Source organism: Hyphomicrobium sp. MC1 (genome assembly GCF_000253295.1).
Classification (GTDB): Bacteria; Pseudomonadota; Alphaproteobacteria; order Rhizobiales; family Hyphomicrobiaceae; genus Hyphomicrobium_B.
Genome location: NC_015717.1, coordinates 1,587,190 through 1,609,447 on the forward strand (window position 1 = coordinate 1,587,190; position 22,258 = coordinate 1,609,447).

A 22,258-nucleotide genomic window follows, 5' to 3' on the forward strand; every position below is an offset into this window, starting at 1 on the left:
TGGCAAGCGAGGTGGAATCGGCCGTGGTTCAGACCAGTTGCACTGTTAGCACGCACGCGCTCCCGAAAGCGCCGTGGTATGCGGGATCGTGGGCTGCGGGATTATCCGTCTTTCTGGCTACCGTCGGTCTGATACTCGCGGCCACTTGCCCGGCCGAGGCGCACCATCCCCGCAAGAGCACGGACAAAACTTCTGGTATCTCGATCCCGAATCTTACGCACGGACAGTTGCACGTGCTGACGCGGTATCAATCGGCAATCATGAGCCTTGCGAACCGCCAAGTCCGTCCAAGCCTCGAAGCTCGAACGCTCCAGAATTTCGTTAACCTGCAGCTGGCGTACTGTCTCTGGGGCTTGGTGCCGGGAAGCATTTCCGACGAGGCCAGCCCGTTCAACGAATGCTCGCACGCATATCTTGCCGCGACCAAGTTGCTTTTGGAGCGGCTTCAGCGAGCGGACGACACGCGCGCGAAGGCCGACGCGCTGGCTGACCAGATCAATCTCGCGATGCTGGAAGATGCGACTGCGCTCGAAATTTGCAGCAACAGCTTTGAGCCTTTTAACACCGCGCAGATCATCATGCCGATGTGGGCCGATATGACCTTCAATCCGCTCGGAATCCTGCTCGGCTGTTTTATCTTTGGGGCATCGGCCGGCGGCTTGGCGATGGCTCGCGGCGGCCGTCGGTCAGCTCCGAGCGCGCAGTGATCGAAGGCGGATGCGTCCGGTTTTTCGGCTCGGCGCATTCCAGGCATTGATTAATCGGTGCGCAAATGCTGCTAGTAGCGGCATGACGATACGACGTATCCAGCGGTTTCGAATGCTCGTCGGCGCCCTTGCCATCCTGGGCGCTGCTTTGAACGCGTGGGTTCTAGCGGTCCACATCACATCTGTCGCGCTGACGTCGATGCGAGCCAACGGCGGCGGGGTCGTCATTTGCGGCCAGAGTGGAACCAGGACGGCTCCCTGGTCCGATGACGGTAAGTCGGTCCCACGGAAGCATTGCCCCATTTGCTCAGGCTTGGCGGCGCTACACTTCGGCGTTTTAAGCGATCCAGGTCTCAATGTTCCTCTGCGCGCCACATCCATGCGCGTCGTCTCGGAGACGGCAGAGGCGCACGTTCTCGACCGCCGGCCCGACCGGCTTCTCAATCGCGGTCCGCCATCGCTGCGTGCCTGAGCGTCCGAGCGTTCAGCAGACATCAAGCTCTACGCGCGCAAGACTGTCGCCAAAGGGTGCCGGTCTCGTATCGCTGCCCATAAGGGTCTGGCGGATACAGCGCGTTCCAAACTCAAACATTTAGCATTCGCATTGGAGAACTCATGAAACGGTTGATGATGGCGTTGGCGCTTGTGGTTGCGTGCAGCACGCCCGGAATGGCGCACAAGTTCGAAAAGGACGGCATTGCGATCAAGCATCCGTGGACGCGTGCGACGGCACCAGGCGCCGCGGTGGGCGTCGGTTATCTGACGATCACCAACACCGGCAAAGAACCCGACACGATGATGGGCGGGACGTTCGAAGGCGCAGGCAACGTCGAAATTCACGAGATGAAGATGGACGGCGACAAGATGCTGATGCGTCAGCTGAAGGATGGTCTGGAGATCAAGCCCGGCGAGACAGTCAAGTTCAGTCCTGGTGGCTATCATCTCATGTTTACGGGACTGAAGACGCCGATTGCGCAGGGACCCAACATCAAGGGGTCTCTAACCTTTAAAAAGGCTGGCACGATCGATGTGACCTACAAAGTGGAATCGATCGGCGCAATGACGAGTGGTGACGGAGATCACGGTGCCATGAAAATGGACGGCACGATGAAGATGGACGACACTGATATGAAGCACGAGCACGCGCAGTGATACTGACGTGTGTCAGTTTTCGTGACTTGGCAAGTTTGCGATCGGACAGCGGCGATGTCGGCTCGTTGCTGTCCGACCAATTGTCGTAGTCTAGCTTTTCGATCTCGCAAATTCCGAGTTGCGCTCTCGGGTTTGTTTTCATTCGCAAAATCGATCAAATTGACGGTGCAGTCGCGACGTTTGAGCGCTTGACTTAGACCTCACCGGGTTGTGAACGTCGACGTCATGGGCTGGCTTCGTCGCAATGACTTGACGCGCGGATTGCTGTTTGCACTCTATGTGCTCGCAGCGGCGACGTTTGGCTTTGCGCATAAACCGATCACGCCCGCGTCAAATGTCGACCTCGCCGCGTATGCGTTGCCCGATGGCTCGCTTCCTTTCATTTGCGGAGGAGGCAAGGGCGTGCCGGGCGGTAAGCATGCCTGCTCGGCGTGTGCGGCATGTCTGTTGTCGGCTGCGCCGGGACTCATCACCGAGCACGACAGGCAGCTATCCGTCGCTCAACGCTTTGTCGTTGAGGCGTGGCCTGATGGCTATCGCGCCGATGTCGGCGCCGATTGGCCGCCGAACTTCCGTTCGCGGGCGCCTCCTTATCCTGATGTCTAATTGCTAAGGCCGCGGCGGCGTGGAGTTCAACTCTGCAAAGCTGCGTCGCATCGGATTCAGCATTTGTGAGGCCGTCATGTCTTCGCCATGTGCAACAGCGCATGCGCAGTCACAGAGGGGCTGCGCGCGGGAGCGCGTATCGTTTGTTGTTGTTCCAAATCAGAGTCTAAGCGATCGCGGGGCTTATATGCTCTACGGCGCGCTTAGCGGAGCGGTCGCTATTTTTCAGGCGCCGTTTCTCATGCGAGGTTACTGGCCGGTTACGATGTTTTCCGTCATCGATTTATTGGGAATGGTGTTTGCCATCCACGCCTTTCGGCTTTGCCAGCAGGAGCGGCGGGAGGAAATCGTCGTTGAAGATGGCGCCGTCAACATTCGCCGTTTTGCCTTCGGAAAATCCGTCCGCGAGCTTCGGCTTGCGTGTTATGGCCTGAAGCTTATCCGTTCCGATGATCCTGACTTTGGTTGCCGTCGTCTCGCCTTTTCCGTTCGAGGAAAGCGCGAGGAGATTGCGCGCGATCTCTCGCCAGCGGAGCGGGCAAGCTTTGCCGATGTGTTGTGGCAGAGCCTGCGGCGCTATTCCGTTCCGCTTAGCACCGAAATGGCCTTTGGCTGGTCACTCTTTACCAAAGGGCCGTACGCGCCATGACGTTCGGAGACATCGGGCGCCGCGTGGAGACACGGACGGCCAGAAGCGTGTTGTTGGCGCTGTATGCGCTGGCGTGCGTGTTCTCGGTCAGCATTTCCAAGCCGCATCCCGTGCGGCCACCCATTGATGCAAGCGCGTACGCATTGCCCGACGGATCGCTACCGCCAATCTGCTCGCCAGCGAACAGGGACGGGCATGTCGGCGCGTACGGCGATGCTTGCGGGCTGTGCTGTCTCGCCAAGCTCTCTGGGCTGCAGCCGCCGGGCGCGAGAGATCTCGTGCCGGCCAGAAGCGCCGGCGAACGTCTGGCGATTGCGAATGTCGCATTTCGCGAGCCAGCGCAGCGCTTCGCAGCGTTGGGCGCGCGAGGACCGCCGATGATTTGAAGCACCATTAATCACAGGGAAGCGTCTTCGCAGTCCTAGCCATCGACGTGGCTCGTACGCGAGCGCTCAACAATCACTAGCTTAAGGATTCAGGAAACCCTCATGGACAGCATGCTTGGCATGTATCCGACCTTTTACGTGCCCTACATCGGCACGGCATGGGTCATGGGGATCATCGGCGTCATTCACGTCGTTGCCTCCCACACTTCCGTCGGCGCAGCATTTTTGTTCGCGCTGCTAGAGACGAAAGCCTATCGGGACAAGCAGCCGCAATTGCTCGACTTCATCAAGCGTTACGGTCTGTTTCTTCTGGTCTTCTCCTACATCATCGGGTCGATCACGGGGCCGGGCATCTGGTACGCGATCACAGTCGCGAGCCCTCGCGGGGTCAGTGGCCTCATTCATAACTTCGTCTGGGTCTGGGCAGCGGAGTGGGTCTTCTTCACGGTCGAGGTCATCGGGGCATACGCGCTGGTCTACCTTGTGGGCAAGATTGATCCGATCTCGCATCTCAAACTGACGTGGTCGTTTGCGCTGGCGTCCTGGGGGACGATGCTGCTGATCGTCGGCATCCTGTCGTTCATGATGTGGCCGGGAAGCGATACTTGGTATCAGACGGGTTCGACGAACGACGCCTTCTACAACATCAACTTCTTCGCGCACCTTGGCGTGCGAACGGGTTCGATGCTGGTCATGGCAGCTATCGTCGGCCTGATGGTTGTCCCAGGTGTCAAGGATAAGGCGCTCCGCGCGAGCGTCGTTCGCCTGATTGCGCCCGTGGGCCTCGTCGGCGGCCTCTTCTCCGTCGTCATGTTCCTCTACTATCTGCAGACGCTACCGAACAATGCGCACGTCATGCTGCAGGCGCATCTTCTGCCGGTCTATGCCCACGCCATGATCGGGGTTGCGGCAGTCACGGCCGTCTATCTCATCTCGGCGATGCTTTGGCCGCAGATGGTTCGGCTTTGGGTGGCGGTACCGCTATTCCTGTTCATCGCCATTGTCGGCGTCTGGCCGGAGGAACGCATGCGTGAAAGCATGCGCAAGCCCTACGTGGCCGGGCAGTACATCTATGGCGACCAGGTGATCTCCCGCGATGTTCCGGGCAAGGGCATCGTCGGCGAAGTGGATACCATCGCGGAAAAGGGCTTCTTGAAAGTCCATCCGTTCATTCCGGACCGGTTGCGAAAAATTACCGACAGTAACAAGCTAGAGGTCGGCGAACTGCTGACCAAGATTGCGTGCTCGAATTGTCATTCGCTCGATCCGGGTGCGCCGCTTCGCAGCTTACCCGACATATTCCATCGCTCGACGGATGAAGACATGATCGCAGCGTTCCTCAAGGGACCGCTACGGCACGGCAGCATTCCTTACATGCCGCGCATCGATCTTCCCGACGACGAGATCGGAGCGATCGCGCATTACATCGCCACTGTGGATGCAAAGGCCGGTCCCTTGAAGGAGGACACGACGCCAATTGCAGCCGCCGCGCCTAATCCCGAGACTAAGAAGGAATAGCAGACATGGATGTCGGCACAGTCATAAACACGATGAGGGATCCGGCAGGCGTGCCTGCGACACCCGTCGTGTTTCAAATTCTTGCCGTTGCGACGTGGGTGTTTCACATCGCGTTCGTGATGTTGACGATGGGCACCGGTGTGCTCGCCGTATATGCGTTTTTCAGGCGGGCAACCGGTCCCTTCTGGGAGCAGCTATCGCTGGCGATGACGAAGGTCGCAAAGGTCAGCGTTTCGCTGCTGATCGTGCTCGGCGTTTCGCCGTTGCTCTTCACCCAGGTCATCTATGATCCGCAGTGGTACACGTCCAACGTGCTCTCGGCGGCCTGGGTGATCGGGTTCATCTTCACGCTGATCGTCGGCTATTGTCTTTGGTTCGTTTTTTATGAGGCGAACCACGACGGCGCAAAGCAATACGTAGGCTTCTATGCTGTGATGAGCTTGGCGATTTTCGCGCTCGATGGCTTGATCATGCACGTCCTGGCTTATCAGGCCATCCTGCCCGGTGAGTGGATGTCGTGGTACGCGCCGGGTGGCGTCGTTGATACAAGCGGCACGAAGCTGCACGCAATCGAGTGGGCGCGCTATCTCTTCATCATGAGCCTGTCGGCGCCTGCCGTCGGTCTCTTCCTGCTCGCCTACAGCGAATATCTCACGGTGCGTCGCGATAAGACGCGGGAATACCTCGAGTTCGCTCGCGACCTCGGGCGTAAGATCGCGGCGCGCGGTGCGATCATTTCGGCGCTTCTTGCCGTCTGGTGGCAATTTGACCTCCCGGCTTCGACCGGTCTGCGGTCACAGCCGCTCGGATGGTTGATCCCGGCCGGTCTCGTCATCCTGGCTTGGCTCGCCTCGCAACGGCATCCGCGGCTTCATGGCTACACCATGCTCAGTCTCGGCCTCGTGATGGTCGCTCTGCTCGCGATTTGGCGTGAGGTCATTCGCGTCGCGTACCTGAAGCCGTTCGGCTACAACGCCGACACTTACACGGTGCACGCAGACTGGCCGTCAACGATCCTCTTCTTCTCGACGATCCTTGGCATCGGCAGCTTGGTGGGCGGGTACTACCTGACATTGCTCTACCGTGCAGGCCGGGTTGAGGGCGTCTATACCGCAGAAGCGCGGGTTGATCGGCTTGGCTCGGCGGCCGTCGCTGTCCTCGTTGTGTGGATTGGCGTGTTTTTCGTTTATGGCGTCGCGATCTGGCTTCGCAACGCGTTTCTCGCTTAGGATCGGAGGATACAATGGCGTTGATCAAACAGCGCGCCGTAGTCAGCTATATCGTGGCTGCATGCGCGATCGTTCAAACGGCTTCATACGCACAGGCTGCCGATCTGGCCGCCGGCCGAAAGCGGGCTGAAGTCTGCATGGCGTGTCATGGTGAAAATGGCATCAGCCAGATCCCGGGCATTCCAAGTCTCGCCGGACAGGACAACGACTATATCGTCTCGGCGCTAAAGGCGTATCGAGGCGGCACAGAGCGCACCAATCCGACGATGGCGGAAATGGCAAAGCCTCTGAGCGATGCCGATATCGATAACCTTGCCGCGTTCTGGCATTCGCTCGCCTCGCCGTTGGCGCAGAAATAGCAAACGATCCCGATCCACGGAGAGGCAAGTCTCTTGCATCTTCATGATCCGAAGCGGGGCCGAAATCGCGGATGGCAGTCGCTTTTACAGGCGGCTGCCATTTTTTGTGGCTATTGAACGACAATAGCCGGCCGCTAAGCGCCAACCTGCGCCGTTTTGTCGATCTTCTGACTGGAGATTTTGTAATCCGGCTCTACATCTCCTTGCGATGCCCTCGAAGCGACATCAGCCAAGGAGTTTTTCCCATGACGAACCTCGACCGACGATCGTTTCTCAAGGCGGCGCGCGCCGTTTCCGTTGTTGCGGCAGTTTCTTCCTCTGCGACAGTCAAAGCTTTCGCCGAAACGACCGGGGCCGGTTGGCCGTACAAGCTTCCGCCGCTTCCTTACGCATTCGGAGCGTTGGAACCGAATATCGACGCGCAAACCATGGAGCTGCATCACGACAAGCATCATGCGGCCTACGTCAAGAATCTGAATGCGGCGCTGAAGGATCATTCACAGCTCGCATCGCTTCCGCTGGAAGAGCTGCTCGTCAAGCTCAGCGACGTGCCGGAAGACATTCGCATGACCGTTCGCAATAACGGTGGCGGTCACGCCAATCACAGCATGTTCTGGGAGATCATGGGGCCGCCCGGGGGCGCTGGGCCGGATGGTGAGGTGAAAGCGGCCATCGACAGGGATTTCGGCGGGCTCGATAAGCTACAGCAGCAGTTCAATGCAGCAGGCGGAAAAGTTTTCGGATCGGGTTGGGTTTTCGTCACCGTCGACAAGGATGGAAAACTCGCGCTTGTCGCCAAGCCGAACCAGGACACGCCACTCATGGACGGCGGCCGCGTGTTGTTGGGAAATGACGTTTGGGAGCACGCGTATTATCTCAAATATCAGAACAGGCGCCCTGAATATCTGAAAGCGTGGTGGAACGTCGTAAATTGGAAAGCCGTCGGTGATCGCTATTCGGCGGCAAAGGCCGGCAAGCTCGCCATTTGATTTCACTGTAAAATCGACAAAGCCGTCCGGATGCGTTTCGGACGGCTTTTTGGCGGCTTAATTCAGTCCGAGCTGCGCGCCGATCCAGCTGAGAGCCGCCGCGTTATTGAATGCGATATCGAAGGCAATGCCGGCAAATATCGCCACGATAACGATGAGTACGCGCATGTCGTCCATACTAGGAGCAACGCCGAGTGGAAAACGGTTGTTCCGCTGCGAGACGGGGAACGTCACGGCGTCTTCTTGTTGACCGTTGCGTCGGGTGGAGGTGGTGTCGGGCTGATCGGATATGGCTCAGGCGCTGCCTTTGGCGGTGATGATTGATTAGTTCCTGAGGGTGCGGGTTTGGCCGCATCCACCGTCGAAAGATCAAGGCGCTGCCAATACCAAATGGCCCCAGCGATTATGATGATCGACAGAATGATGATCGGCCACTTCATAGCTTTTATCCGCGCGGCTTTTTCCGCCAACGAACGCCAGGAATGCAAAGTTCCCACCGTGCTTTCGCGAACGTTGTGGCCGGCGCGAGATTAACGCCTGTGGCGGATGAGATGATTTCACGCGGCGCTAACCAAGCGCTCAGTTGTCACGTGTTGTCCTGATTTTTCGGCGTAGATTCGACCTATCGTTGAAGGCAAACAGGAGTTCCCGCATGTCGAAGCGTACCTTATTCGCCGCCGCAATGGGAGCTGCAGCGCTCGTCTCGCTGCCTGCAGTCTCAGAAGCTCATTGCCTCGGTTACAAGCACATGAAATCCGAATTCAACTCTGCGGTCGACGGAACGACGACGATGGTTAAGCGCGTTGCGTATCGCACGGAGGCGTTTGGCCGTCGCATGTTCGGCTGGTTGGATTGCAAGAAATACTAGGACCGGCAAGCGACTTTCGCAGGCCTTCGGGACGCGTTTGAACGGCTGGGTCGTAATGCGACCTATGCCGCCAAGGGCCGAGGCTTGAGCGTGTCGGCAAGCGAGGCGCGGACGCGTTCCTCAAGAGCGACCATGTCGAAAACAGACTCCGAGGCGGCGAGGATTGTCATCACAATTCTCGCCCGCTGCTTATGGTTTGGATCGAGATTCCGTTCGCCACCGTCGATCTCATCTCGAAGTCTTATGTAAAGATCGACAAGCACGCTTCCCGGAAGGGGAGTACCACTATCCATGCTTGAGCTTTCGTTCGATGCTGCAGAGCATGAACGTCGGTGGGTCGCTTTTGGTTGCGTGTGATGGTGCGCGCCGGATCCTCTTCGAAATCTGCGATGCGCTATTGGCTAGGAGATCTTTCTTTACCGCCTGCGACGCGCCTGATCTCTGCTTCCAAGCCGCCAGTCAGCCAGAGTCCGTACATCTTCAAATCTGCCTCCAGCGACCAAAGTGGATTTTCAAAAGCGGCGGGGTTGTTTCGCTCAAAGGCGAAGTGGCCTGCCCAGGCACTGGCGTATGAACCAGTTATGCCTGCGGCCAGGTATCGACCTCGGCCGGTTTTTAGCCATCCGGCAACGCCAAGAAGACCGAGCGTCGTTCCTATCATATGCATCGCGCGCGTCTCAGGCTTGGAATGCGCCTTGAGATAATATGGCCAGAATTCATCGAATGATGCGAACTTCGGCGCGGGCTCTGTTGTCGAATTTCGTTTGCTCAAAGAGCGGGTCGCCATCTCTCTTACCTCCAAGCTGTTATGCTCAATGCCCAAGTGCTGCGGCGATACTCTGGGGGATCGATTTATTAATCGTCCCATGGCTTAGTTCCGTTGCCCGTCCGGGGCAGGCCTCGGATTTGGATCTCGCAATAAGGTCTTTCAGGTCGTCCTCTGTCCTCACGATATAGGGCGACAGGTGCTTGACGACTTTTGCGCTCGCTGCGATGCCCCACAAAATTCCCGTATTAAGCGGCATCGACGTGATGTCTCCTGCCGCGGTGATACAGTTCATCGATCTCGGAAGCGAGTTGATCATCGAATAACTGACGCGGCCTGACTGCAAGAGGGCAAGACGCATCTTTGCTCTCTCGAATAATTCCGCCGTGATCTCGTAGGGTCCCCAGGACTTTACGCGTCGGCCGGCGTGACAGGCCATTTGCAAAGTTTCGGAAAGTGAAAAGTTATGGCCTCGCTCAGATCCAAACGGCTGTACTTTTTTCGTGGCGGGTAGCCAGCTTATTGTCAGCGGGCTGACCACGCCCTTCGCCAAGTCATTTCCGCGATAGAAGCTGATGAATGTATGGGCATGTACTAGATCATCGTCCGGCCCCTGATAGGCCCACACCACCATAAAATAGCGACCATCCAAGCTTGCTGTCTCGGCGGCCCTTCCGAAAGAAACCTGCAAGAAACAGAGCGACAGTACGCAAATCAACGTCTTGAAGAATTTTCCGGTAGAGATCGACATTGTCCCTTCTCTCATCCGCAATGAAGATCCGGTGAGATCATTGAAATCACTCCGCACTTAAATTCGATTGGCCTTAGGAATGTTCCGCCGCAGGCCAAAACGTTGGGTTCGCCTTGGTCGCACATCCAATCTAAGTCTCGAAAATTTTCCTATCTATCCTCTTGAACGATCCAATCGACGAAATTAAATCGCCGCTCGGACGGCCCTGATGTGGCCGTCCCTTGCTCTGGTTGTCGCTTCTGGAAGGAGGATAGCTATGGCGACATTCGACTTCACGCCGATGTTTCGTTCGAGCATCGGGTTCGAGCAAATTCCCGATCTTCTGGCCCAGGCGTTACAGCGCCAGGGCGATGGATATCCCCCGTACAACATTGAAAAAGCCGGGGCCGACGAATTTCGCATCGTAATGGCGGTGTCTGGCTTTTCTGCGGATGATCTTGAGATCGTCCAGGCTGAAAATCGCCTAACGATCAAAGGCAGAGCCGAGAACGACGATCAGAAAATTTACCTTTACCGAGGTCTTGCCGCCCGGCAGTTCGTCCGCGAATTCGATCTCGCGGATTACGTCGAGGTTACAGGCGCGGAGCTCGACAATGGGCTGCTGGTCATTTCCTTGAAACGCGAACTGCCGGAGGCGATGAAGCCTCGGTCCATCCCGATCACGATTGGAAATGGTTCCGACGCGCCGGCGCGCATCGAGAAGAAAGCCGCGTAGATCATCCACTGAGAGGCAGGGATGAGCGTGGTTGCATTCTCCGGCCGTTCAGTTGCGGCCGTTGAGAGCGTGATGCCGGTGGCGACAGGACATGGCGCCGGCATCTCCGCTCGACAGGGACGGCTTTCGGGCCGTCCCTCGTGTCGGATCTTTCCGATGGGAAAGGGATGGGGCCTCGAGATTGAGCGCAATAGCGCTTGGCTCATCGGCTTAGGCATTCCTGGAAGCTGCAGATTCTTCAGATCGCTGAGAGCGGCAATCGCTTTCGCCGAGGCCCGCGGCCTCGACTACCACGTCGTCCGCCCGGCGCGTCTGTTTGAGAGTTATTGGCGTCGCCGCTGGCGGGGCAGGGGACGTGGGCGTGATTTTGGACGCCCGATCGTCTCCAAAGCTTCATCGGACTGATTAGCACGAGAGGGGATCATGCAAGCAATGCTTTCGGGAAAGCGAGTACTCATCGTCAAAGGTTCGCTTCTTGCACCTTGTGCGCTGGAAAAAACGCTGCGTGATCGCAGCGCCAAAGTGATCACCGCTACCAATGTCATCTCCGCATTTTCCATTATTGAACAGGAGGATATTGATGTCGCGGTTATCGACAAAGGCTTGCACAATGAAGCGTTCGATCTTTGCGCTGAACTGAATATGATGGAGGTGCCTTATCTTTTGGCGGACGCGCCCCATGAACTGCAAAGGCCTGTGGTCCAGAGAGGCGCTGCGGCCCGCGTCGTGGCCGACTTAGAAAATATGCTGCGCACGAAAACGTCCGCGCAAGCGCGAGTGGAGTCCAGCTTCCCCGCCGGAAGATTTCCTGCCGCTCGGAGTACGAGCGCGATGGTCGTCCTCGATCCAGAATGGTCTTAAGGTGATGGCGATGTTCGACGATACCCGGCAGAACTGGAGGCGCCTGGACCTTTATCAGCGGTTCGAGCAGGTCATCGTTGTTATTTTGGGCCTGCTCATATCGGTGGTCATTCTGGCGGCTATGGTCAATCTGCTTCGCTCTGTTTGTATCCTCATTGCTGAAGGAGTGATTGACCCTGCGCGTCCGAAGATTTTCCAGTCGCTCTTCGGCATGATTATGATTGTCCTGATAGCATTGGAGTTCAATCACACCATTCTCGGCATCCTCGAGCGTGGGCTTAGTATCGTGCAGGTACGCGCCGTTGTCTTGATCGCGCTCCTCGCCGTCCTCCGCAAATTTATCGTGATCGAGGTCGCAGAAGCGGATGCCATGCTGCTTCTCTCCCTCTCTGCGGCGACGATTGCGCTCGGAAGTGTTTATTGGGCTGTCCGGGAACAGGAAAGCCGGAGCGAAGACCGTCCTAAATGAAAAAGCTGATGATAGCGGTCGAGAGTAGGCCACGGTGGGGGGCGCTGAACCCGGCGACGTTGATCTGACCGAGCAGGGGTGATGGCGCTCAGCGGGCACAAGACACCGCAGGCTGCGCGTCGACGTCGTGCGTGGATCGAAAGCAGACAGAATAGAGAACGCAATGGCGATGCAAGTCAGAAGGGCGTCGATGGCGGAAAATCAGATTGACGACTGTATTGGTCGGCAGGCTTAGCCGATTCTCAAATTGTCACGTTGGATCTGAATACGGTGGGGATCAGAGGGCTGTTCGTGAGCCTTGGCAAGCCAATACGCTGCAACAGCAATGAGAACCAACAGCGACAGACCGGCCATCAGAATTCGAAACTTCATCAGACCTAATCGTGCTGCGCGCCGAGGAGCGGGTGCGTGTCGGTTAGCACCGTCTATAATCCGAAAACAAGTAAAACGAGTGAACAATCCGGCTACAAAAGTCAGAATGGCGCCGCTGTTAGAAAGTCAGAATGACAATCGGAAGCGGGCTAAGTATCGGAAAACATTGGTGCCGGCTGTAGGATTTGAACCTACGACCCCCTGATTACAAATCAGGTGCACTACCACTGTGCTAAGCCGGCGGACCGTTTGAAAATCAATAATTTAGATCCGAGCGAAACTTCAACGCTCGATTTTGTCACGCATTTGTCAGGTCGGACGAGGCCGAGCGAAGGCGCTTGATACAGGAGGTTGGGTGCTGGGTGCAAGTCGACGATGCGACTTCTCCGCTTACGTGCTAGGCTTTCAAAAGTAGAGGAGGCGATCACATGCAGTTCACAGTCGGCTTTAAGTACGACGGGCAGGTTGGGCATGTCGTCGTCGAGGGGGACGATGCCCTTGTAGCGGCGCTCAAACTGAAGGCGGAGCGACCGGCGGCCCGGATTATGTACGTGCGTCCTCAAAATCGGCGCGGTGATGCTCGACATCCTCCGCTGGCGGTCCTGCAGATCAATTGATTTTTGATCACCTGACCGCGCGAATGATTTAGGAATGCGCGCAGCCGCGGCTGGCGCACTCATGCGCAAGCGGCCGCGACGGATATAAGAAGCGGATTTAGCGCGAAAATCCGCAATCGAGAGAGGTTGCCCGCGCGAAACTGAGGGGCGTGGCCTGAAAGCATAAAAAAAAGGAGCGGAGATTATCTCCACTCCCAATCGCATCTCTTAGCGGTTTAGTCCGCGCTCCGTGGAGCGTCAGGGGCACCACCAGATCGGGCCAACGATGATGCAGCCACGACGCTGCCAATCACCCGGACGCTTTTTGTAACGATGCCAGTTGGAGGGCGCCCTGTCATAGCGGTGGCCGGCCCGGTATTTTCTACGGTCGTAGTGATGTTTATTTTTCTTGTAATCGACCTGTTGCAGGTTCGGGAGCGGCGCGAAGCCCGAGGGCTTCGTGACGGTCATCGCTGATGCAGCCGAGGCCAAGCCTACAGTAAACGCTGCGACCAGCGCGATGGTTTTAAGGCGCAAGACAATCTCCGTTTGTATTGTGTTTCCCAAAGACATAGCTGAACGCGTAAAGGGCATTTAAGTTCCGTGGGGGGCAGGTATTTGTTATGACTTGGAGGGTATTGAGCCGTCAGATTTGAAGCGGCGAGCACACCGCCGCCATTTCTGCACGTGTCCGTACTCATGCACTTTGGCAGAGATGTAACGGCTCGGAAGATTTTGATACCGGGCGACGATCGCAAGATGCCCCGTAAGGGATCTTAAGATAAGCTCTGGCAATGATTCTCGAACCTTTGCAGGGCATCGTTCCGCTCTGACTGGAACCACGCAGGAGTTCTGCCAATGCGCTTTAGGTCTTTCATGGCGCTCGCCGTAATCGCAACGGCCGGGGTTGCGGCTGCGCAGCCGGCGTCGGCGTTCGATCTTTTCAATAGCCCGGACCTCCGCGACCGCCCTTATTATCGGAACGACGCGCTTGAGGAGTACTATTCATACTTCTATTCGCCGCGTGGTTATTATCCCTACTACAACTCAGGTGAGTGGGGTCGACCCATCATCCGCCGTTCCCGACTGCAGCTGCCGCCCTATTACGCTGCGTGGGGCGCGCCGAACCGCCGGTACTATCACGTTGAATGGCATCGCCGGCATTATGGCGGCCATCGTCGCGGAGATTGGTGAGCAACGTCTGCTGTTTCGTCACGAAGACAGTTTGCGGCGCCCGGAACACCTGTTCCGGGCTTTGCTTTTGTCAGACCCGCTTTCGGGCGAGGAGCGCCGTATGAAGCGCGATGGCGGCGGCATTGGAGACGTTGAGGCTCGCGAGCGCGTCGTCTGTCGTGATGCGCGCCACGCAATCGCAGGTCTTGCGTGTCAACTCGCGTAAGCCTTTGCCTTCAGATCCCATGACGAGCGCGGTGGGCTTCGACCAATCAAGAGCTTCAATGGTCTGCTCACCCTGGCCGTCGAGCCCGACGATGGTAAAGCCGGCCTCTTTAAGCTCATCGAGCGCTCGGGCGAGGTTGGCGACGAGCGCCACGGGAATGAGTTCTAGCGCACCGGAAGCCGACTTTGCGAGCACGCCATTTAGCGGCGGGCTATGACGGCGCGTCATAACGAGACCGCTGGCGCCGAAGACGGCCGACGACCTCAGGATGGCTCCGACATTGTGCGGATCGGTGACCTGGTCCAGGACAATGAGCGGGCGTCCGTTAGCTGAGGCAGCCAAATCACGCCAATCAGGCTCGGGCAGGGGCTCCGTTTCCAGTGCGGCGCCCTGATGGACGGTGTCGGCGCCAAGGAGCTTGTCCAGGTCGCGCGGGCTGACGTGTTCGACCGGCGGTTTGATTTCGCCAATGGCTTCCCGGATCCGGCGCTCGGCGTTTTCCGTCAACAGCAGGCGCAGGATGCGACGATTGGGATTCTTGAGGGCCGCCTCGACGGCGTGGAGGCCAAAGAGGCGTATGGGCAAGTCTTCGTCGCCGGTACGGTCATCGGTGCGCTGGGATTTGCCGCGAAATGGCGCATTTGGTCCGCGCGAGGCAAACCCACTGGGGCGCTTCTTGTCGCGCCACGGCTTGTTAAAACGTGGTTTCTGCAGGGCTTGGCCTCAACTCTATAGGCGGTGCGTTTCTTTCCGCCTCGGGAAATACTGTTCTTTGCCCGGCCGTGGTTGGGGGCGCAAGAGCACATCGGCGCTTTTCCGATTGACAGGAGCGGCCGTCGTGAAGATAACCCGACGAAAGGCCCTGCCCCGTTTGGCAGGGCGCTTTCATTTCTGGGCCGCGGCACGCGGCTTCGGGGAGAGGTGCCCGAGTGGCTAAAGGGGACGGACTGTAAATCCGTTGGCTTCGCCTACGCTGGTTCGAATCCAGCCCTCTCCACCATACCCCCATCCAAAACAGTTCAAATCAGTCCATATAAACCTCCGAAATCATTAGGATTTTCGGTGGTTTTCTTTGTCGCGCCAGATGGCGCCGAAACCCCGTAATTTTATGCCTGATTTATGCTGGAATTTATGCTTGGCGCCGTAACAGCCGGAAATAAAACTAGTATGGGGAAGACATGGTGGATTGCTCCGTTGAGGCGATCCGTTGGCTCGGTTGGGGACAAGTCCTGGGTGGCCATTGAACCCGATGTTCCCGCGCCCTACCTCTCGACTTAAGCCGAAGCGTGAGGGGGAACCCCGCCGGGCTTTCACGGAAAAAATCCCCGAACCGCTGGCCTCATGCGCGCTTGATTATCGGCACGGAAAGGTCGCGCTAGAGAGGAGGGGCGCATGCTTGTGTTCATCCAGCTCGAAGCCAGCCAGCCAAACGGTGCATGCTACCGTCTCGGCGCCGGGTGCCTGTTGCACCCTGTAATTGCTTCGATGGTAGCTGCATGTTGCGGTTGTTCTAAGTGGAGGGCGTCTCGTTCGCTGGGCGCCCTTTTTGCCACGAGCCTGCGTTTTGGATGGCTGATCACTGAAGGCGGATCTAAGGGGATTGGATGCTTTCCGAGAAGCACTGGCAATGGATTGGCCGGATCGGAGACGCCTATGGGCTCTATAGCCTTGGCGTCGCGATCATCGGCGCCGCTGCAACCTGGCTAGCCGCGTCTCATGACACGCGAGATGCGCTGACGCCCTTGGGTTGGCTCCTATTTTTCTTCGTCGGCACAGGATTTCTAATTATTTGCCTAGCAATTGGAGTCCGCATCGTTTCGCGAGCGCCACAGAAACCAAGCCATGCCGGTACGCCAGAACTACAGCATACTGCTGCAGATTATCGCCGAATACTTGAGGAAGGTTGCGTTGGCGCCGAGGGCGAGTCGGTGACAGTCCAGATGGATGCCGTAAAGAATTCTTTGCCGATCAATTCTGCCGGCAAGAACTATCAAATTATGATTAGCAAATCAGGCGGCACCGGAGTTTGGGTTTATCCGGAAAGCGGGGCCAAAAAGATGTCAACAATTGCAACCTCTGCGGCAAAACGCAGTGAGTTGATTGATGTCCGAACCGCCAGACCACTTCGCGACTCTGGACACCTGACGATAGGGGACCGCGTTCTCGTGGAGATGAGCGACGGATATTTCGTTCAGGCGCTTCTCACCGGCGTCCTATATTACAATGCCGGCGATGATCGAGATGAAGCTCGATTCAAATACAAAGTTTATGAGCCAGGCGAGTTCCTAATACCCGCGCTTTAGATCACGTTTCTAAAAAAGGCTGACCTGCGCGATCTCGTGCGTTGGTTTCGGCAGCGCTGCTGGCGTGCGCTTCTTCTTAGCTGGCGCTGGATGACTTTCGCCCAAAACATGATCGCGAATTCGCGCCATGGCCTTCTCTGCATATTCTTCGTCGCGCTCGATTAGAATCCATTTTCGTTCCGTCGTCTCTGCCGCCAATGCCGTTGTGCCGGAACCCCCAAACGGATCAAGCACCACGACCGAGATGTCTTGGCACGGGAAGCCGCCACAGATGGCGTCGACCATAATGCCGTCTGCCCGAAGGCGCTCGGCGGTGAGGGCTCGAATGTCTCCATAGATTGGTACTCCAACAAACCGCCGCGCCAGAACGCTTTGCGGGAAAGTGTCGATTTCGCAGAAGGCAACCGGCTCAAAATAACCGGATGCTTCAAGCCCGAGACTGAAGCCGCCAATGCCGCTGAAAAGATCGAGAAGTTTTAGTTTCTCCATACACCTCTAGAAGCACGGCGTTGTCCCCACCGCGTGGCCGTTTCGGTGTCCATCCGACACCTCGGAGTCGGCCCTAGCCGCAACGGATTAATCCGTCAACGGATGAATTTCTTGCGTCCTAATTTTGAGTGGGTTGGTGGAGGGTTTTTCCACCCATCTGGCGAGCGTAGGCGCGTAAGCGTCAATGTCCGCTTTGCCGAGAGTGTGTTGCAAAACTCGTGTTGAGGCCGCTTGCGAACCATGATTCCGTTGCGATCGAACGGGTAGCGACCGGGGCGAGCGATGATGGGGCGGGGCAAGTCCGAGCAGGGCCAGTTCTTCTACGAGTTCAATCTCGACGACGTGGTGCCGCCCGACCACCTCGTTCGCAAGATTGACGCCATGCTCGACCTGGGTTGGGTGCACGAGGAACTCGCACCCTATTATTCGCACACCGGTCGGCCATCGATCGATCCCGAGCTGATGATCCGAATGCTCATCGTCGGCTACGTGTTCGCCATCCGATCTGAGCGCATGATCTGTCGCGAGGTCCAGGTGAACCTCGCCTACCGCTGGTATTGCAGGCTCGGGATCGAGGACAGGATCCCCGATCACTCTGCGTTCTCCAGAGCCCGGCACGAGCGCTTCCGTGAGAGCAATGTGCTGCGCCGCGTGTTCGAGCGGGTGGTGGCGATATGCATCGCGGCAGGCCTCGTCGGTGGGGAGGCGTTCTCGATCGACGCGAGCCTGATCAAGGCGGACGTCGACAAGCACAAGCGGGCTCCCGGCGATCAGCCGATCGACTGGCCGAAGGCAGAAGAGGCTTCGCATGCGGTGCGCGAGTACCTTGCTTCACTCGACGCGGCGCGTTCCGAGGACGACGGTGGAGATGGACCCAGCAGTGGCGAGAGCGACGGCGGTCGCGGCGGCAAACCGCCGAAGGCGGTGTCGCTGACCGATCCGCAGGCGGCTTGGGTCGCGCGCAAATGCATGGACCCATTCTTCGCCTACGACGCGAACTATCTCATCGACAACAAGCTGGGCATCATCGTCGACGCGGAGGGCACGCGTGCCAACCGTATTGATGAGATCGCTGTCACTGAGATCATGATCGAGCGTGTCGAGCGCCGTTTCGGCCTGGCGCCGGAGCGCCTCGCCGGCGATACCGCCTATGGCGCGGCAAAGCTTCTGAAGTGGCTTTGGGACAGAGGTATCGCACCGCACGTGCCCGTATGGGACAAGTCGAAACAGACCGACGGCCGCTTCACGAAGGAGGACTTCGTCTTCGATCGCGACAGGAACGTCTACATCTGTCCGGCCGGCGCCGCGCTCACTCATTCAGGGATCGTCGATCAGGGGCGCATTCTTCCCTACCGGGCGAGCAAGAACGATTGCTCCATCTGCACGCTCAAGTCTCAATGCACAACGGCGGTCGCCCGCAAAGTCTCCCGCGACATCGACGAAGACGTCCGCGATCAGGTGCGCGCGCTGGCCAACACCGAAGCCTTCCAGGTCTCGCGACGCGAGCGCAAGAAGGTCGAGGTAAGGTTCGCGCACATGAAACGCATCCACAGGCTGGATCGGCTGCGCCTCCGCGGCCTATCGGGTGCGAAGGACGAGGTGCTGCTCACCGCGACGGCACAGAACCTGAGGCGGCTCGCAAAGCTCATCTGGCGACCGCCGCAACCAATCGTCGGCATGCCAGTGGCGTAGGTGTCGAGTGCACGTGAGGCTTTAGCTATGTGTCAACCCAGCCGACCCTGTAAGGGGCCAGCGGAAGCACGGGCGGATTAAAAACAACGCCGAGCCACACGATGGAAGCCCGCCGGTTTTGCAACACGCTCCCGAGAAAGCGGACATCAGCATTTGTCCCGGCGATAGTTTGCGATCTCTGATAAGGTCCGATGGATAGCAAAAGGCAGACTTCATCGCTTTGTCCGCTTAGTGTTAAATCAACTGCCGCAATTCCAGGGTCTTTTCAATGAACGACGGTTGGTGTTCATAATCGAACATCATCGGCTTTCTGGCGTCTGGACTGCTGCAGCCTTGAGCAGCCCGCTTTCCCGGGCCACGCCGGAACGACTTGTTTCGCAGTCGTTAAAACCCTTACAAATAGCGGGCATGGTAGCTGGCCGAATGCTAGACGAATGGAGACGACCCTGGAATTATCCGCCAGCGAACGCGCTCAGCGCATTTTCTCGTTCGGGTGCTACAGGTTGATTCCTGGTCGGCAGCTTCTCCTTCGAGACGGTGTCCCAATTCCTCTCGGTTCACGCGCGTTGAGCCTTTTGACCACGCTGGTGCAACGCAGCGGCGAGTTGGTGACGAAGGAAGAGCTCATAGCCGCCACGTGGCCAGACGTTTTCGTGCATGACAGCAATCTCAAGGTAAATATGTACAGTCTGCGACGCTCCTTGGGCGATACGCAGAAGCGGCCGACTTATGTAGCCACGATTCCGGGCAGAGGTTATCGGTTTGTGGCTGCTGTTCAAATGAGCATGTTCGATATCGCGGACCCGCTTCCTATGGCAGCCGCGGGACCCAACAAGCTTCCAGGCCAAAGCGACATCATTGGTCGAGAGCGAGAAATCGCAGAGCTTCTAGGCCTTCTACGCACGAACAAGCATGTGACGATCGCGGGCGCCGGCGGTGTGGGCAAAACGACAGTTGCGATCGAAGCGGCCCGTGCCTGTGAAGAGAATTGCGCGGACGGAATATGCTTTGTCGATCTCTCGACGGTCGACAGCCCGACGGCTGTTCCGACGGTCCTCGTGGACGCGCTCGGAATTCGCGGCAATCCAAGCGATAGCCTCGCCGCGGTGCTGGACCATCTTCGTCGGCGCCACATGCTGGTTGTTTTGGACAACTGCGAACACATCCTCCCTGCTGCATCGATTTTCGCTCAAAGACTGATTTCCGAACAGGGATCGAGCACACTCCTCGCGACCAGCCGCGAGCCGCTCGCGACGTCCGCTGAAAATGTTTTCTGGCTAAGGCCTCTTGATTGCCCGCCCGACGACGACGGAATGATTGCTGAGGAGGCACTGCGGTTTCCGGCACTTAATTTGTTTGTGAGGCGGGCATCGGAGGCGAGCGAATATAAATTGATCGATGCCGATTGCGGCGCGATTGCGCAGATATGCCGTTCGCTCGACGGGCTTCCGCTTGCCATCGAACTGGCTGCGGCAAAGTTGGAGACCAACGCGCCACAAGAATTGCTTGCCGCCCTCGGCGAGCATCTCAACTTTAACAATCAGCATAACGAAGGGGTCCATTCGCGCCAGGAGACGCTTCTGGCGACAATCGACTGGAGCTTCAGGCTCTTGTCGCCCGACGAGGCAATGATCTTCCGTCTCGTTTCTGTTTTTGCTGACGCATTCGAACTCGATGATGTGGTCGACATCGCAATTGCGGCGGGTTTGAATCCCGCCGCCGTTACCATCGGCTTAGGCGGCCTCGTTGCCAAATCTCTCGTTACCGCGCACGTGAGAGGGGCGGGACTGCGTTACCGGCTGCTGGACAGCACCCGGCGCTATGCAACACAGCGGCGCCACGAGGATCCGATTGAGGCACAGGCGCGCCTCTGTCATGCCCGGCGGATGCTCACGGTCTTCGAGCAATCCGATGTGGAATGGGATTGGCGCGAAACTTACGACTGGACTCGTCGCTATCGCGATCGCCTCGCCGACCTGCGCGCGGCACTCGCCTGGGCTTTTGGTGAAGGGTGCGAGCCGGAACTCGGCATTAGGCTTACCGTAGCCGCGATTCCGTTATGGTTTGAGGTTTCACTTGTCTCGGAAGCGCAAGCCCAGGTCGAGCTGGCACTCGACGCTGCAGATACCTTCCCGTGCGATGACGTATTGAAGGCAAAGCTGGCGTGCGCTCGGGCATGGAATCTCGCCTACTCACGCAAGGTCGTCCCCGAGCTGCAGGAGGCTTGGATTGCTGCGATTGATCTCGCGAAACGCTCCGGAAATGTTGGCCTTATTCTGCAATCCGTATTGGGGCTCTCTCTGTATCTGCTTGAGACTGGATCGATTCCCGAGGCAATCGAGAGCCTAAAGGAGCTGGGTAATATTTCCTCACGTCACCGAGATTGGTCGGTTAGTCCCGAATACGAACGGGCAATGGCCCTCGCGAGGGCCTATTCGGGGCATTTGGCGGAAAGCCGGGAAGTCTTCGATCGGCTTGCCTTGACCTATGCGCAGCCCGATCGGCGATCGCGGATGGCGGGCTTCCAAGTGGACCGCTATATCGGGATACGATCCCTCCTTCCATTTGTCGCGTGGATGAACGGTCACCCGGACTACGCGGCAGCAACTGCGCGTGACGCGGTGGAGAAGGCCGGTAGCCTTGGGCATTTGGTCTCGCAATCCAATGCAATTGCTATGGCTGCGTTACCCGTCTCACTGTGGAACGGCGACCTGGTGTCGCTCGACCGCTACCAAGCTCGATTGAAATCCATTGTCGAGCTGGAGAACATAGCGATCTGGGTTCCGGATCAGCAGTTTCACGAAGCTGCGCTTCGAGAGCTACGAGGCGAGCAGCACGCCGTCGACGATTTGCGGACGGCGATCGAGGGGATTATCGAGTCCGGTCTCTGCTCTCGTATCGGTATGAAACTTGGCATCCTGGCCGATGCGCTGACCCGTCAAGGCAGGTTAGATGAAGCGAGCAACGCGCTAGCCAGAGCGTTCCATCATCAGGCTTCGCAGGGCGAACGTTGGTGCTGCTGTGAATTGCAGCGGATTGAAGCGTCAATCCTCCGTCGCGGCGGCGAGTCCGCCCGTTCGGAGAGGTTACTTGAAGTCGCGCTGGATGAGGCTCGCGAGATAGGCGCCGTGTCGTTCGAATTGCGCATCGCGAGCGATCTTGCGAGCCACCATCTCGAATCGGATCGCTACAGCGATGGACTCGCGTTGCTCGATCCCGTCTATCGCAAATTCAGCAAGGGCTTCACTACAAAGGATCTAACAACAGCCTCGCAGCTTTTGCATCGACTGAACGGCCGTTTAGGGTAACGGCACGGTACCACAGGGGAACTTGGCGGAGACAGAAGTGATGGAGGGGGACGGAATATCGCCGCGATTGAGGG

General features: G+C 57.8%; 27 protein-coding genes, 2 tRNA genes and 1 pseudogene. 21 read left to right on the forward strand and 9 right to left on the reverse strand.

All coding sequences use genetic code 11. The features are described from left to right. The first annotated feature begins 23 nt into the window (after positions 1 to 23). The 10 genes from HYPMC_RS07745 to HYPMC_RS07790 all read left to right on the forward strand — a co-directional run bounded on the left by HYPMC_RS07745 (position 24) and on the right by HYPMC_RS07790 (position 7,595). Positions 24 to 707, forward strand: a complete 684-nt coding sequence (locus HYPMC_RS07745; RefSeq protein ID WP_155831206.1) for a hypothetical protein — start codon at positions 24 to 26, stop codon at positions 705 to 707. Between the two features lie 82 nt (positions 708 to 789). After that, on the forward strand, positions 790 to 1,179 hold the full coding sequence (locus HYPMC_RS07750; protein WP_210160623.1) for a DUF2946 family protein: 390 nt from the start codon (positions 790 to 792) through the stop codon (positions 1,177 to 1,179). A gap of 143 nt (positions 1,180 to 1,322) precedes the next feature. Further along, positions 1,323 to 1,859, forward strand: a complete 537-nt coding sequence (locus HYPMC_RS07755) for a copper chaperone PCu(A)C (protein ID WP_013947314.1) — start codon at positions 1,323 to 1,325, stop codon at positions 1,857 to 1,859. A 210-nt stretch (positions 1,860 to 2,069) separates the two neighbouring features. Further along, a complete protein-coding gene (locus HYPMC_RS07760) occupies positions 2,070 to 2,465 on the forward strand; it encodes a hypothetical protein (protein WP_024275721.1) in 396 nt (131 codons plus the stop codon). A 76-nt stretch (positions 2,466 to 2,541) separates the two neighbouring features. Further along, on the forward strand, positions 2,542 to 3,114 hold the full coding sequence (locus tag HYPMC_RS07765) for a DUF2244 domain-containing protein (protein WP_013947316.1): 573 nt from the start codon (positions 2,542 to 2,544) through the stop codon (positions 3,112 to 3,114). A gap of 23 nt (positions 3,115 to 3,137) precedes the next feature. Then, positions 3,138 to 3,500: a hypothetical protein gene (locus HYPMC_RS07770; RefSeq protein ID WP_155831207.1), complete on the forward strand. Its 363-nt coding sequence runs from the start codon at positions 3,138 to 3,140 to the stop codon at positions 3,498 to 3,500. 102 nt (positions 3,501 to 3,602) lie between these two features. Next, positions 3,603 to 5,018, forward strand: coding sequence for a cytochrome c (locus HYPMC_RS07775; protein ID WP_013947318.1), 1,416 nt, complete (start codon positions 3,603 to 3,605; stop codon positions 5,016 to 5,018). A 5-nt stretch (positions 5,019 to 5,023) separates the two neighbouring features. Then, positions 5,024 to 6,247: a hypothetical protein gene (locus tag HYPMC_RS07780; RefSeq protein ID WP_013947319.1), complete on the forward strand. Its 1,224-nt coding sequence runs from the start codon at positions 5,024 to 5,026 to the stop codon at positions 6,245 to 6,247. Positions 6,248 to 6,261: 14 nt separating this feature from the next. Next, a complete protein-coding gene (locus HYPMC_RS07785) occupies positions 6,262 to 6,606 on the forward strand; it encodes a c-type cytochrome (protein ID WP_013947320.1) in 345 nt (114 codons plus the stop codon). A 245-nt stretch (positions 6,607 to 6,851) separates the two neighbouring features. Then, positions 6,852 to 7,595 (forward strand): superoxide dismutase, encoded by a 744-nt coding sequence (locus tag HYPMC_RS07790; protein ID WP_013947321.1) that lies wholly within the window; start codon positions 6,852 to 6,854, stop codon positions 7,593 to 7,595. A 57-nt stretch (positions 7,596 to 7,652) separates the two neighbouring features. Here HYPMC_RS07790 and HYPMC_RS24170 read toward each other — a convergent pair whose 3' ends face one another. Further along, positions 7,653 to 7,829, reverse strand: a complete 177-nt coding sequence (locus tag HYPMC_RS24170; RefSeq protein ID WP_155831208.1) for a hypothetical protein — start codon at positions 7,827 to 7,829, stop codon at positions 7,653 to 7,655. Continuing rightward, the gene (locus tag HYPMC_RS07795) at positions 7,826 to 8,035 is read right to left on the reverse strand and encodes a hypothetical protein (RefSeq protein WP_013947324.1); all 210 of its coding nucleotides are present in this window, start codon (positions 8,033 to 8,035) and stop codon (positions 7,826 to 7,828) included. The genes HYPMC_RS24170 and HYPMC_RS07795 overlap by 4 nt, the downstream gene beginning before the upstream one ends. A 212-nt stretch (positions 8,036 to 8,247) precedes the next feature. On the opposite strand from HYPMC_RS07795, the gene HYPMC_RS07800 reads away from it, so the two are divergent. Then, positions 8,248 to 8,463 (forward strand): hypothetical protein, encoded by a 216-nt coding sequence (locus HYPMC_RS07800; protein ID WP_013947325.1) that lies wholly within the window; start codon positions 8,248 to 8,250, stop codon positions 8,461 to 8,463. 62 nt (positions 8,464 to 8,525) lie between these two features. Here the strand turns inward: HYPMC_RS07800 and HYPMC_RS24175 are convergent, their stop codons facing one another. From HYPMC_RS24175 to HYPMC_RS07810, 3 genes are all read right to left on the reverse strand, one after another. After that, complete coding sequence (locus HYPMC_RS24175) at positions 8,526 to 8,756, reverse strand: hypothetical protein (RefSeq protein ID WP_013947326.1); 231 nt, start codon at positions 8,754 to 8,756, stop codon at positions 8,526 to 8,528. A gap of 101 nt (positions 8,757 to 8,857) precedes the next feature. Continuing rightward, positions 8,858 to 9,250 (reverse strand): DUF962 domain-containing protein, encoded by a 393-nt coding sequence (locus tag HYPMC_RS07805; RefSeq protein ID WP_013947327.1) that lies wholly within the window; start codon positions 9,248 to 9,250, stop codon positions 8,858 to 8,860. Positions 9,251 to 9,275: 25 nt separating this feature from the next. Further along, entirely contained in the window at positions 9,276 to 9,980 is a 705-nt protein-coding gene (locus tag HYPMC_RS07810) for a hypothetical protein (protein ID WP_013947328.1), read from the reverse strand. 256 nt (positions 9,981 to 10,236) lie between these two features. Here HYPMC_RS07810 and HYPMC_RS07815 point away from each other — a divergent pair, with 256 nt between their 5' ends. The 3 genes from HYPMC_RS07815 (at position 10,237) to HYPMC_RS07830 (ending at position 12,025) form a co-directional block, all read left to right on the forward strand. After that, complete coding sequence (locus HYPMC_RS07815) at positions 10,237 to 10,695, forward strand: Hsp20 family protein (protein WP_013947329.1); 459 nt, start codon at positions 10,237 to 10,239, stop codon at positions 10,693 to 10,695. A gap of 423 nt (positions 10,696 to 11,118) precedes the next feature. Continuing rightward, on the forward strand, positions 11,119 to 11,556 hold the full coding sequence (locus HYPMC_RS07825; RefSeq protein ID WP_013947331.1) for a hypothetical protein: 438 nt from the start codon (positions 11,119 to 11,121) through the stop codon (positions 11,554 to 11,556). Positions 11,557 to 11,566: 10 nt separating this feature from the next. Continuing rightward, positions 11,567 to 12,025, forward strand: coding sequence for a phosphate-starvation-inducible PsiE family protein (locus HYPMC_RS07830; protein ID WP_244420999.1), 459 nt, complete (start codon positions 11,567 to 11,569; stop codon positions 12,023 to 12,025). A gap of 539 nt (positions 12,026 to 12,564) precedes the next feature. On the opposite strand, the gene HYPMC_RS07835 is transcribed toward HYPMC_RS07830, so the two are convergent. Next, positions 12,565 to 12,639, reverse strand: a tRNA-Thr gene (locus HYPMC_RS07835). A gap of 186 nt (positions 12,640 to 12,825) precedes the next feature. Between HYPMC_RS07835 and HYPMC_RS07840 the strand changes: the two genes are divergently transcribed. Further along, complete coding sequence (locus tag HYPMC_RS07840) at positions 12,826 to 13,014, forward strand: hypothetical protein (RefSeq protein ID WP_024275726.1); 189 nt, start codon at positions 12,826 to 12,828, stop codon at positions 13,012 to 13,014. Between the two features lie 237 nt (positions 13,015 to 13,251). Here the strand turns inward: HYPMC_RS07840 and HYPMC_RS07845 are convergent, their stop codons facing one another. Then, positions 13,252 to 13,530 (reverse strand): hypothetical protein, encoded by a 279-nt coding sequence (locus HYPMC_RS07845; protein ID WP_013947333.1) that lies wholly within the window; start codon positions 13,528 to 13,530, stop codon positions 13,252 to 13,254. Positions 13,531 to 13,851: 321 nt separating this feature from the next. Here HYPMC_RS07845 and HYPMC_RS07850 point away from each other — a divergent pair, with 321 nt between their 5' ends. Next, positions 13,852 to 14,187 carry a hypothetical protein gene (locus HYPMC_RS07850; RefSeq protein ID WP_013947334.1) on the forward strand — a complete coding sequence of 112 codons (336 nt, stop codon included), beginning with the start codon at positions 13,852 to 13,854 and terminating at the stop codon, positions 14,185 to 14,187. Between the two features lie 70 nt (positions 14,188 to 14,257). On the opposite strand, the gene rlmB is transcribed toward HYPMC_RS07850, so the two are convergent. Next, a complete protein-coding gene (gene rlmB / locus HYPMC_RS07855; RefSeq protein WP_013947335.1) occupies positions 14,258 to 14,977 on the reverse strand; it encodes a 23S rRNA (guanosine(2251)-2'-O)-methyltransferase RlmB in 720 nt (239 codons plus the stop codon). Positions 14,978 to 15,307: 330 nt separating this feature from the next. Here rlmB and HYPMC_RS07860 point away from each other — a divergent pair. Further along, positions 15,308 to 15,392, forward strand: a tRNA-Tyr gene (locus HYPMC_RS07860). Between the two features lie 604 nt (positions 15,393 to 15,996). Further along, complete coding sequence (locus HYPMC_RS07865) at positions 15,997 to 16,695, forward strand: hypothetical protein (protein ID WP_013947338.1); 699 nt, start codon at positions 15,997 to 15,999, stop codon at positions 16,693 to 16,695. Between the two features lie 9 nt (positions 16,696 to 16,704). Here HYPMC_RS07865 and HYPMC_RS23180 read toward each other — a convergent pair whose 3' ends face one another. Continuing rightward, the gene (locus HYPMC_RS23180) at positions 16,705 to 17,184 is read right to left on the reverse strand and encodes a DNA cytosine methyltransferase (RefSeq protein WP_013947339.1); all 480 of its coding nucleotides are present in this window, start codon (positions 17,182 to 17,184) and stop codon (positions 16,705 to 16,707) included. Positions 17,185 to 17,466: 282 nt separating this feature from the next. Here HYPMC_RS23180 and HYPMC_RS07875 point away from each other — a divergent pair, with 282 nt between their 5' ends. The 3 genes and pseudogenes from HYPMC_RS07875 to HYPMC_RS24650 all read left to right on the forward strand — a co-directional run bounded on the left by HYPMC_RS07875 (position 17,467) and on the right by HYPMC_RS24650 (position 22,184). After that, positions 17,467 to 18,876, forward strand: a complete 1,410-nt coding sequence (locus HYPMC_RS07875; protein ID WP_013947340.1) for an IS1182 family transposase — start codon at positions 17,467 to 17,469, stop codon at positions 18,874 to 18,876. 434 nt (positions 18,877 to 19,310) lie between these two features. Continuing rightward, positions 19,311 to 19,628 (forward strand): annotated as a pseudogene (locus HYPMC_RS24645) (transcriptional regulator); the annotation flags it as partial. A gap of 726 nt (positions 19,629 to 20,354) precedes the next feature. Further along, on the forward strand, positions 20,355 to 22,184 hold the full coding sequence (locus HYPMC_RS24650) for a hypothetical protein (RefSeq protein WP_244421082.1): 1,830 nt from the start codon (positions 20,355 to 20,357) through the stop codon (positions 22,182 to 22,184). The last annotated feature ends 74 nt before the right edge of the window (positions 22,185 to 22,258 follow it).

Excerpts from the sequence above, each read along its gene's own strand:
- HYPMC_RS07750 (WP_210160623.1), top strand. The coding sequence starts at position 790 with ATGACGATACGACGTATCCAGCGGTTTCGAATGCTCGTCGGCGCCCTT.
- HYPMC_RS07755 (WP_013947314.1), top strand. The coding sequence starts at position 1,323 with ATGAAACGGTTGATGATGGCGTTGGCGCTTGTGGTTGCGTGCAGCACG.
- HYPMC_RS07765 (WP_013947316.1), top strand. The coding sequence starts at position 2,542 with ATGTCTTCGCCATGTGCAACAGCGCATGCGCAGTCACAGAGGGGCTGC.
- HYPMC_RS07775 (WP_013947318.1), top strand. The coding sequence starts at position 3,603 with ATGGACAGCATGCTTGGCATGTATCCGACCTTTTACGTGCCCTACATC.
- HYPMC_RS07780 (WP_013947319.1), top strand. The coding sequence starts at position 5,024 with ATGGATGTCGGCACAGTCATAAACACGATGAGGGATCCGGCAGGCGTG.
- HYPMC_RS07785 (WP_013947320.1), top strand. The coding sequence starts at position 6,262 with ATGGCGTTGATCAAACAGCGCGCCGTAGTCAGCTATATCGTGGCTGCA.
- HYPMC_RS07790 (WP_013947321.1), top strand. The coding sequence starts at position 6,852 with ATGACGAACCTCGACCGACGATCGTTTCTCAAGGCGGCGCGCGCCGTT.
- HYPMC_RS07795 (WP_013947324.1), bottom strand. The coding sequence starts at position 8,035 with ATGAAGTGGCCGATCATCATTCTGTCGATCATCATAATCGCTGGGGCC.
- HYPMC_RS07800 (WP_013947325.1), top strand. The coding sequence starts at position 8,248 with ATGTCGAAGCGTACCTTATTCGCCGCCGCAATGGGAGCTGCAGCGCTC.
- HYPMC_RS24175 (WP_013947326.1), bottom strand. The coding sequence starts at position 8,756 with ATGGATAGTGGTACTCCCCTTCCGGGAAGCGTGCTTGTCGATCTTTAC.
- HYPMC_RS07805 (WP_013947327.1), bottom strand. The coding sequence starts at position 9,250 with ATGGCGACCCGCTCTTTGAGCAAACGAAATTCGACAACAGAGCCCGCG.
- HYPMC_RS07810 (WP_013947328.1), bottom strand. The coding sequence starts at position 9,980 with ATGTCGATCTCTACCGGAAAATTCTTCAAGACGTTGATTTGCGTACTG.
- HYPMC_RS07815 (WP_013947329.1), top strand. The coding sequence starts at position 10,237 with ATGGCGACATTCGACTTCACGCCGATGTTTCGTTCGAGCATCGGGTTC.
- HYPMC_RS07825 (WP_013947331.1), top strand. The coding sequence starts at position 11,119 with ATGCAAGCAATGCTTTCGGGAAAGCGAGTACTCATCGTCAAAGGTTCG.
- HYPMC_RS07830 (WP_244420999.1), top strand. The coding sequence starts at position 11,567 with ATGTTCGACGATACCCGGCAGAACTGGAGGCGCCTGGACCTTTATCAG.
- HYPMC_RS07840 (WP_024275726.1), top strand. The coding sequence starts at position 12,826 with ATGCAGTTCACAGTCGGCTTTAAGTACGACGGGCAGGTTGGGCATGTC.
- HYPMC_RS07850 (WP_013947334.1), top strand. The coding sequence starts at position 13,852 with ATGCGCTTTAGGTCTTTCATGGCGCTCGCCGTAATCGCAACGGCCGGG.
- HYPMC_RS07865 (WP_013947338.1), top strand. The coding sequence starts at position 15,997 with ATGCTTTCCGAGAAGCACTGGCAATGGATTGGCCGGATCGGAGACGCC.
- HYPMC_RS23180 (WP_013947339.1), bottom strand. The coding sequence starts at position 17,184 with ATGGAGAAACTAAAACTTCTCGATCTTTTCAGCGGCATTGGCGGCTTC.
- HYPMC_RS07875 (WP_013947340.1), top strand. The coding sequence starts at position 17,467 with ATGATGGGGCGGGGCAAGTCCGAGCAGGGCCAGTTCTTCTACGAGTTC.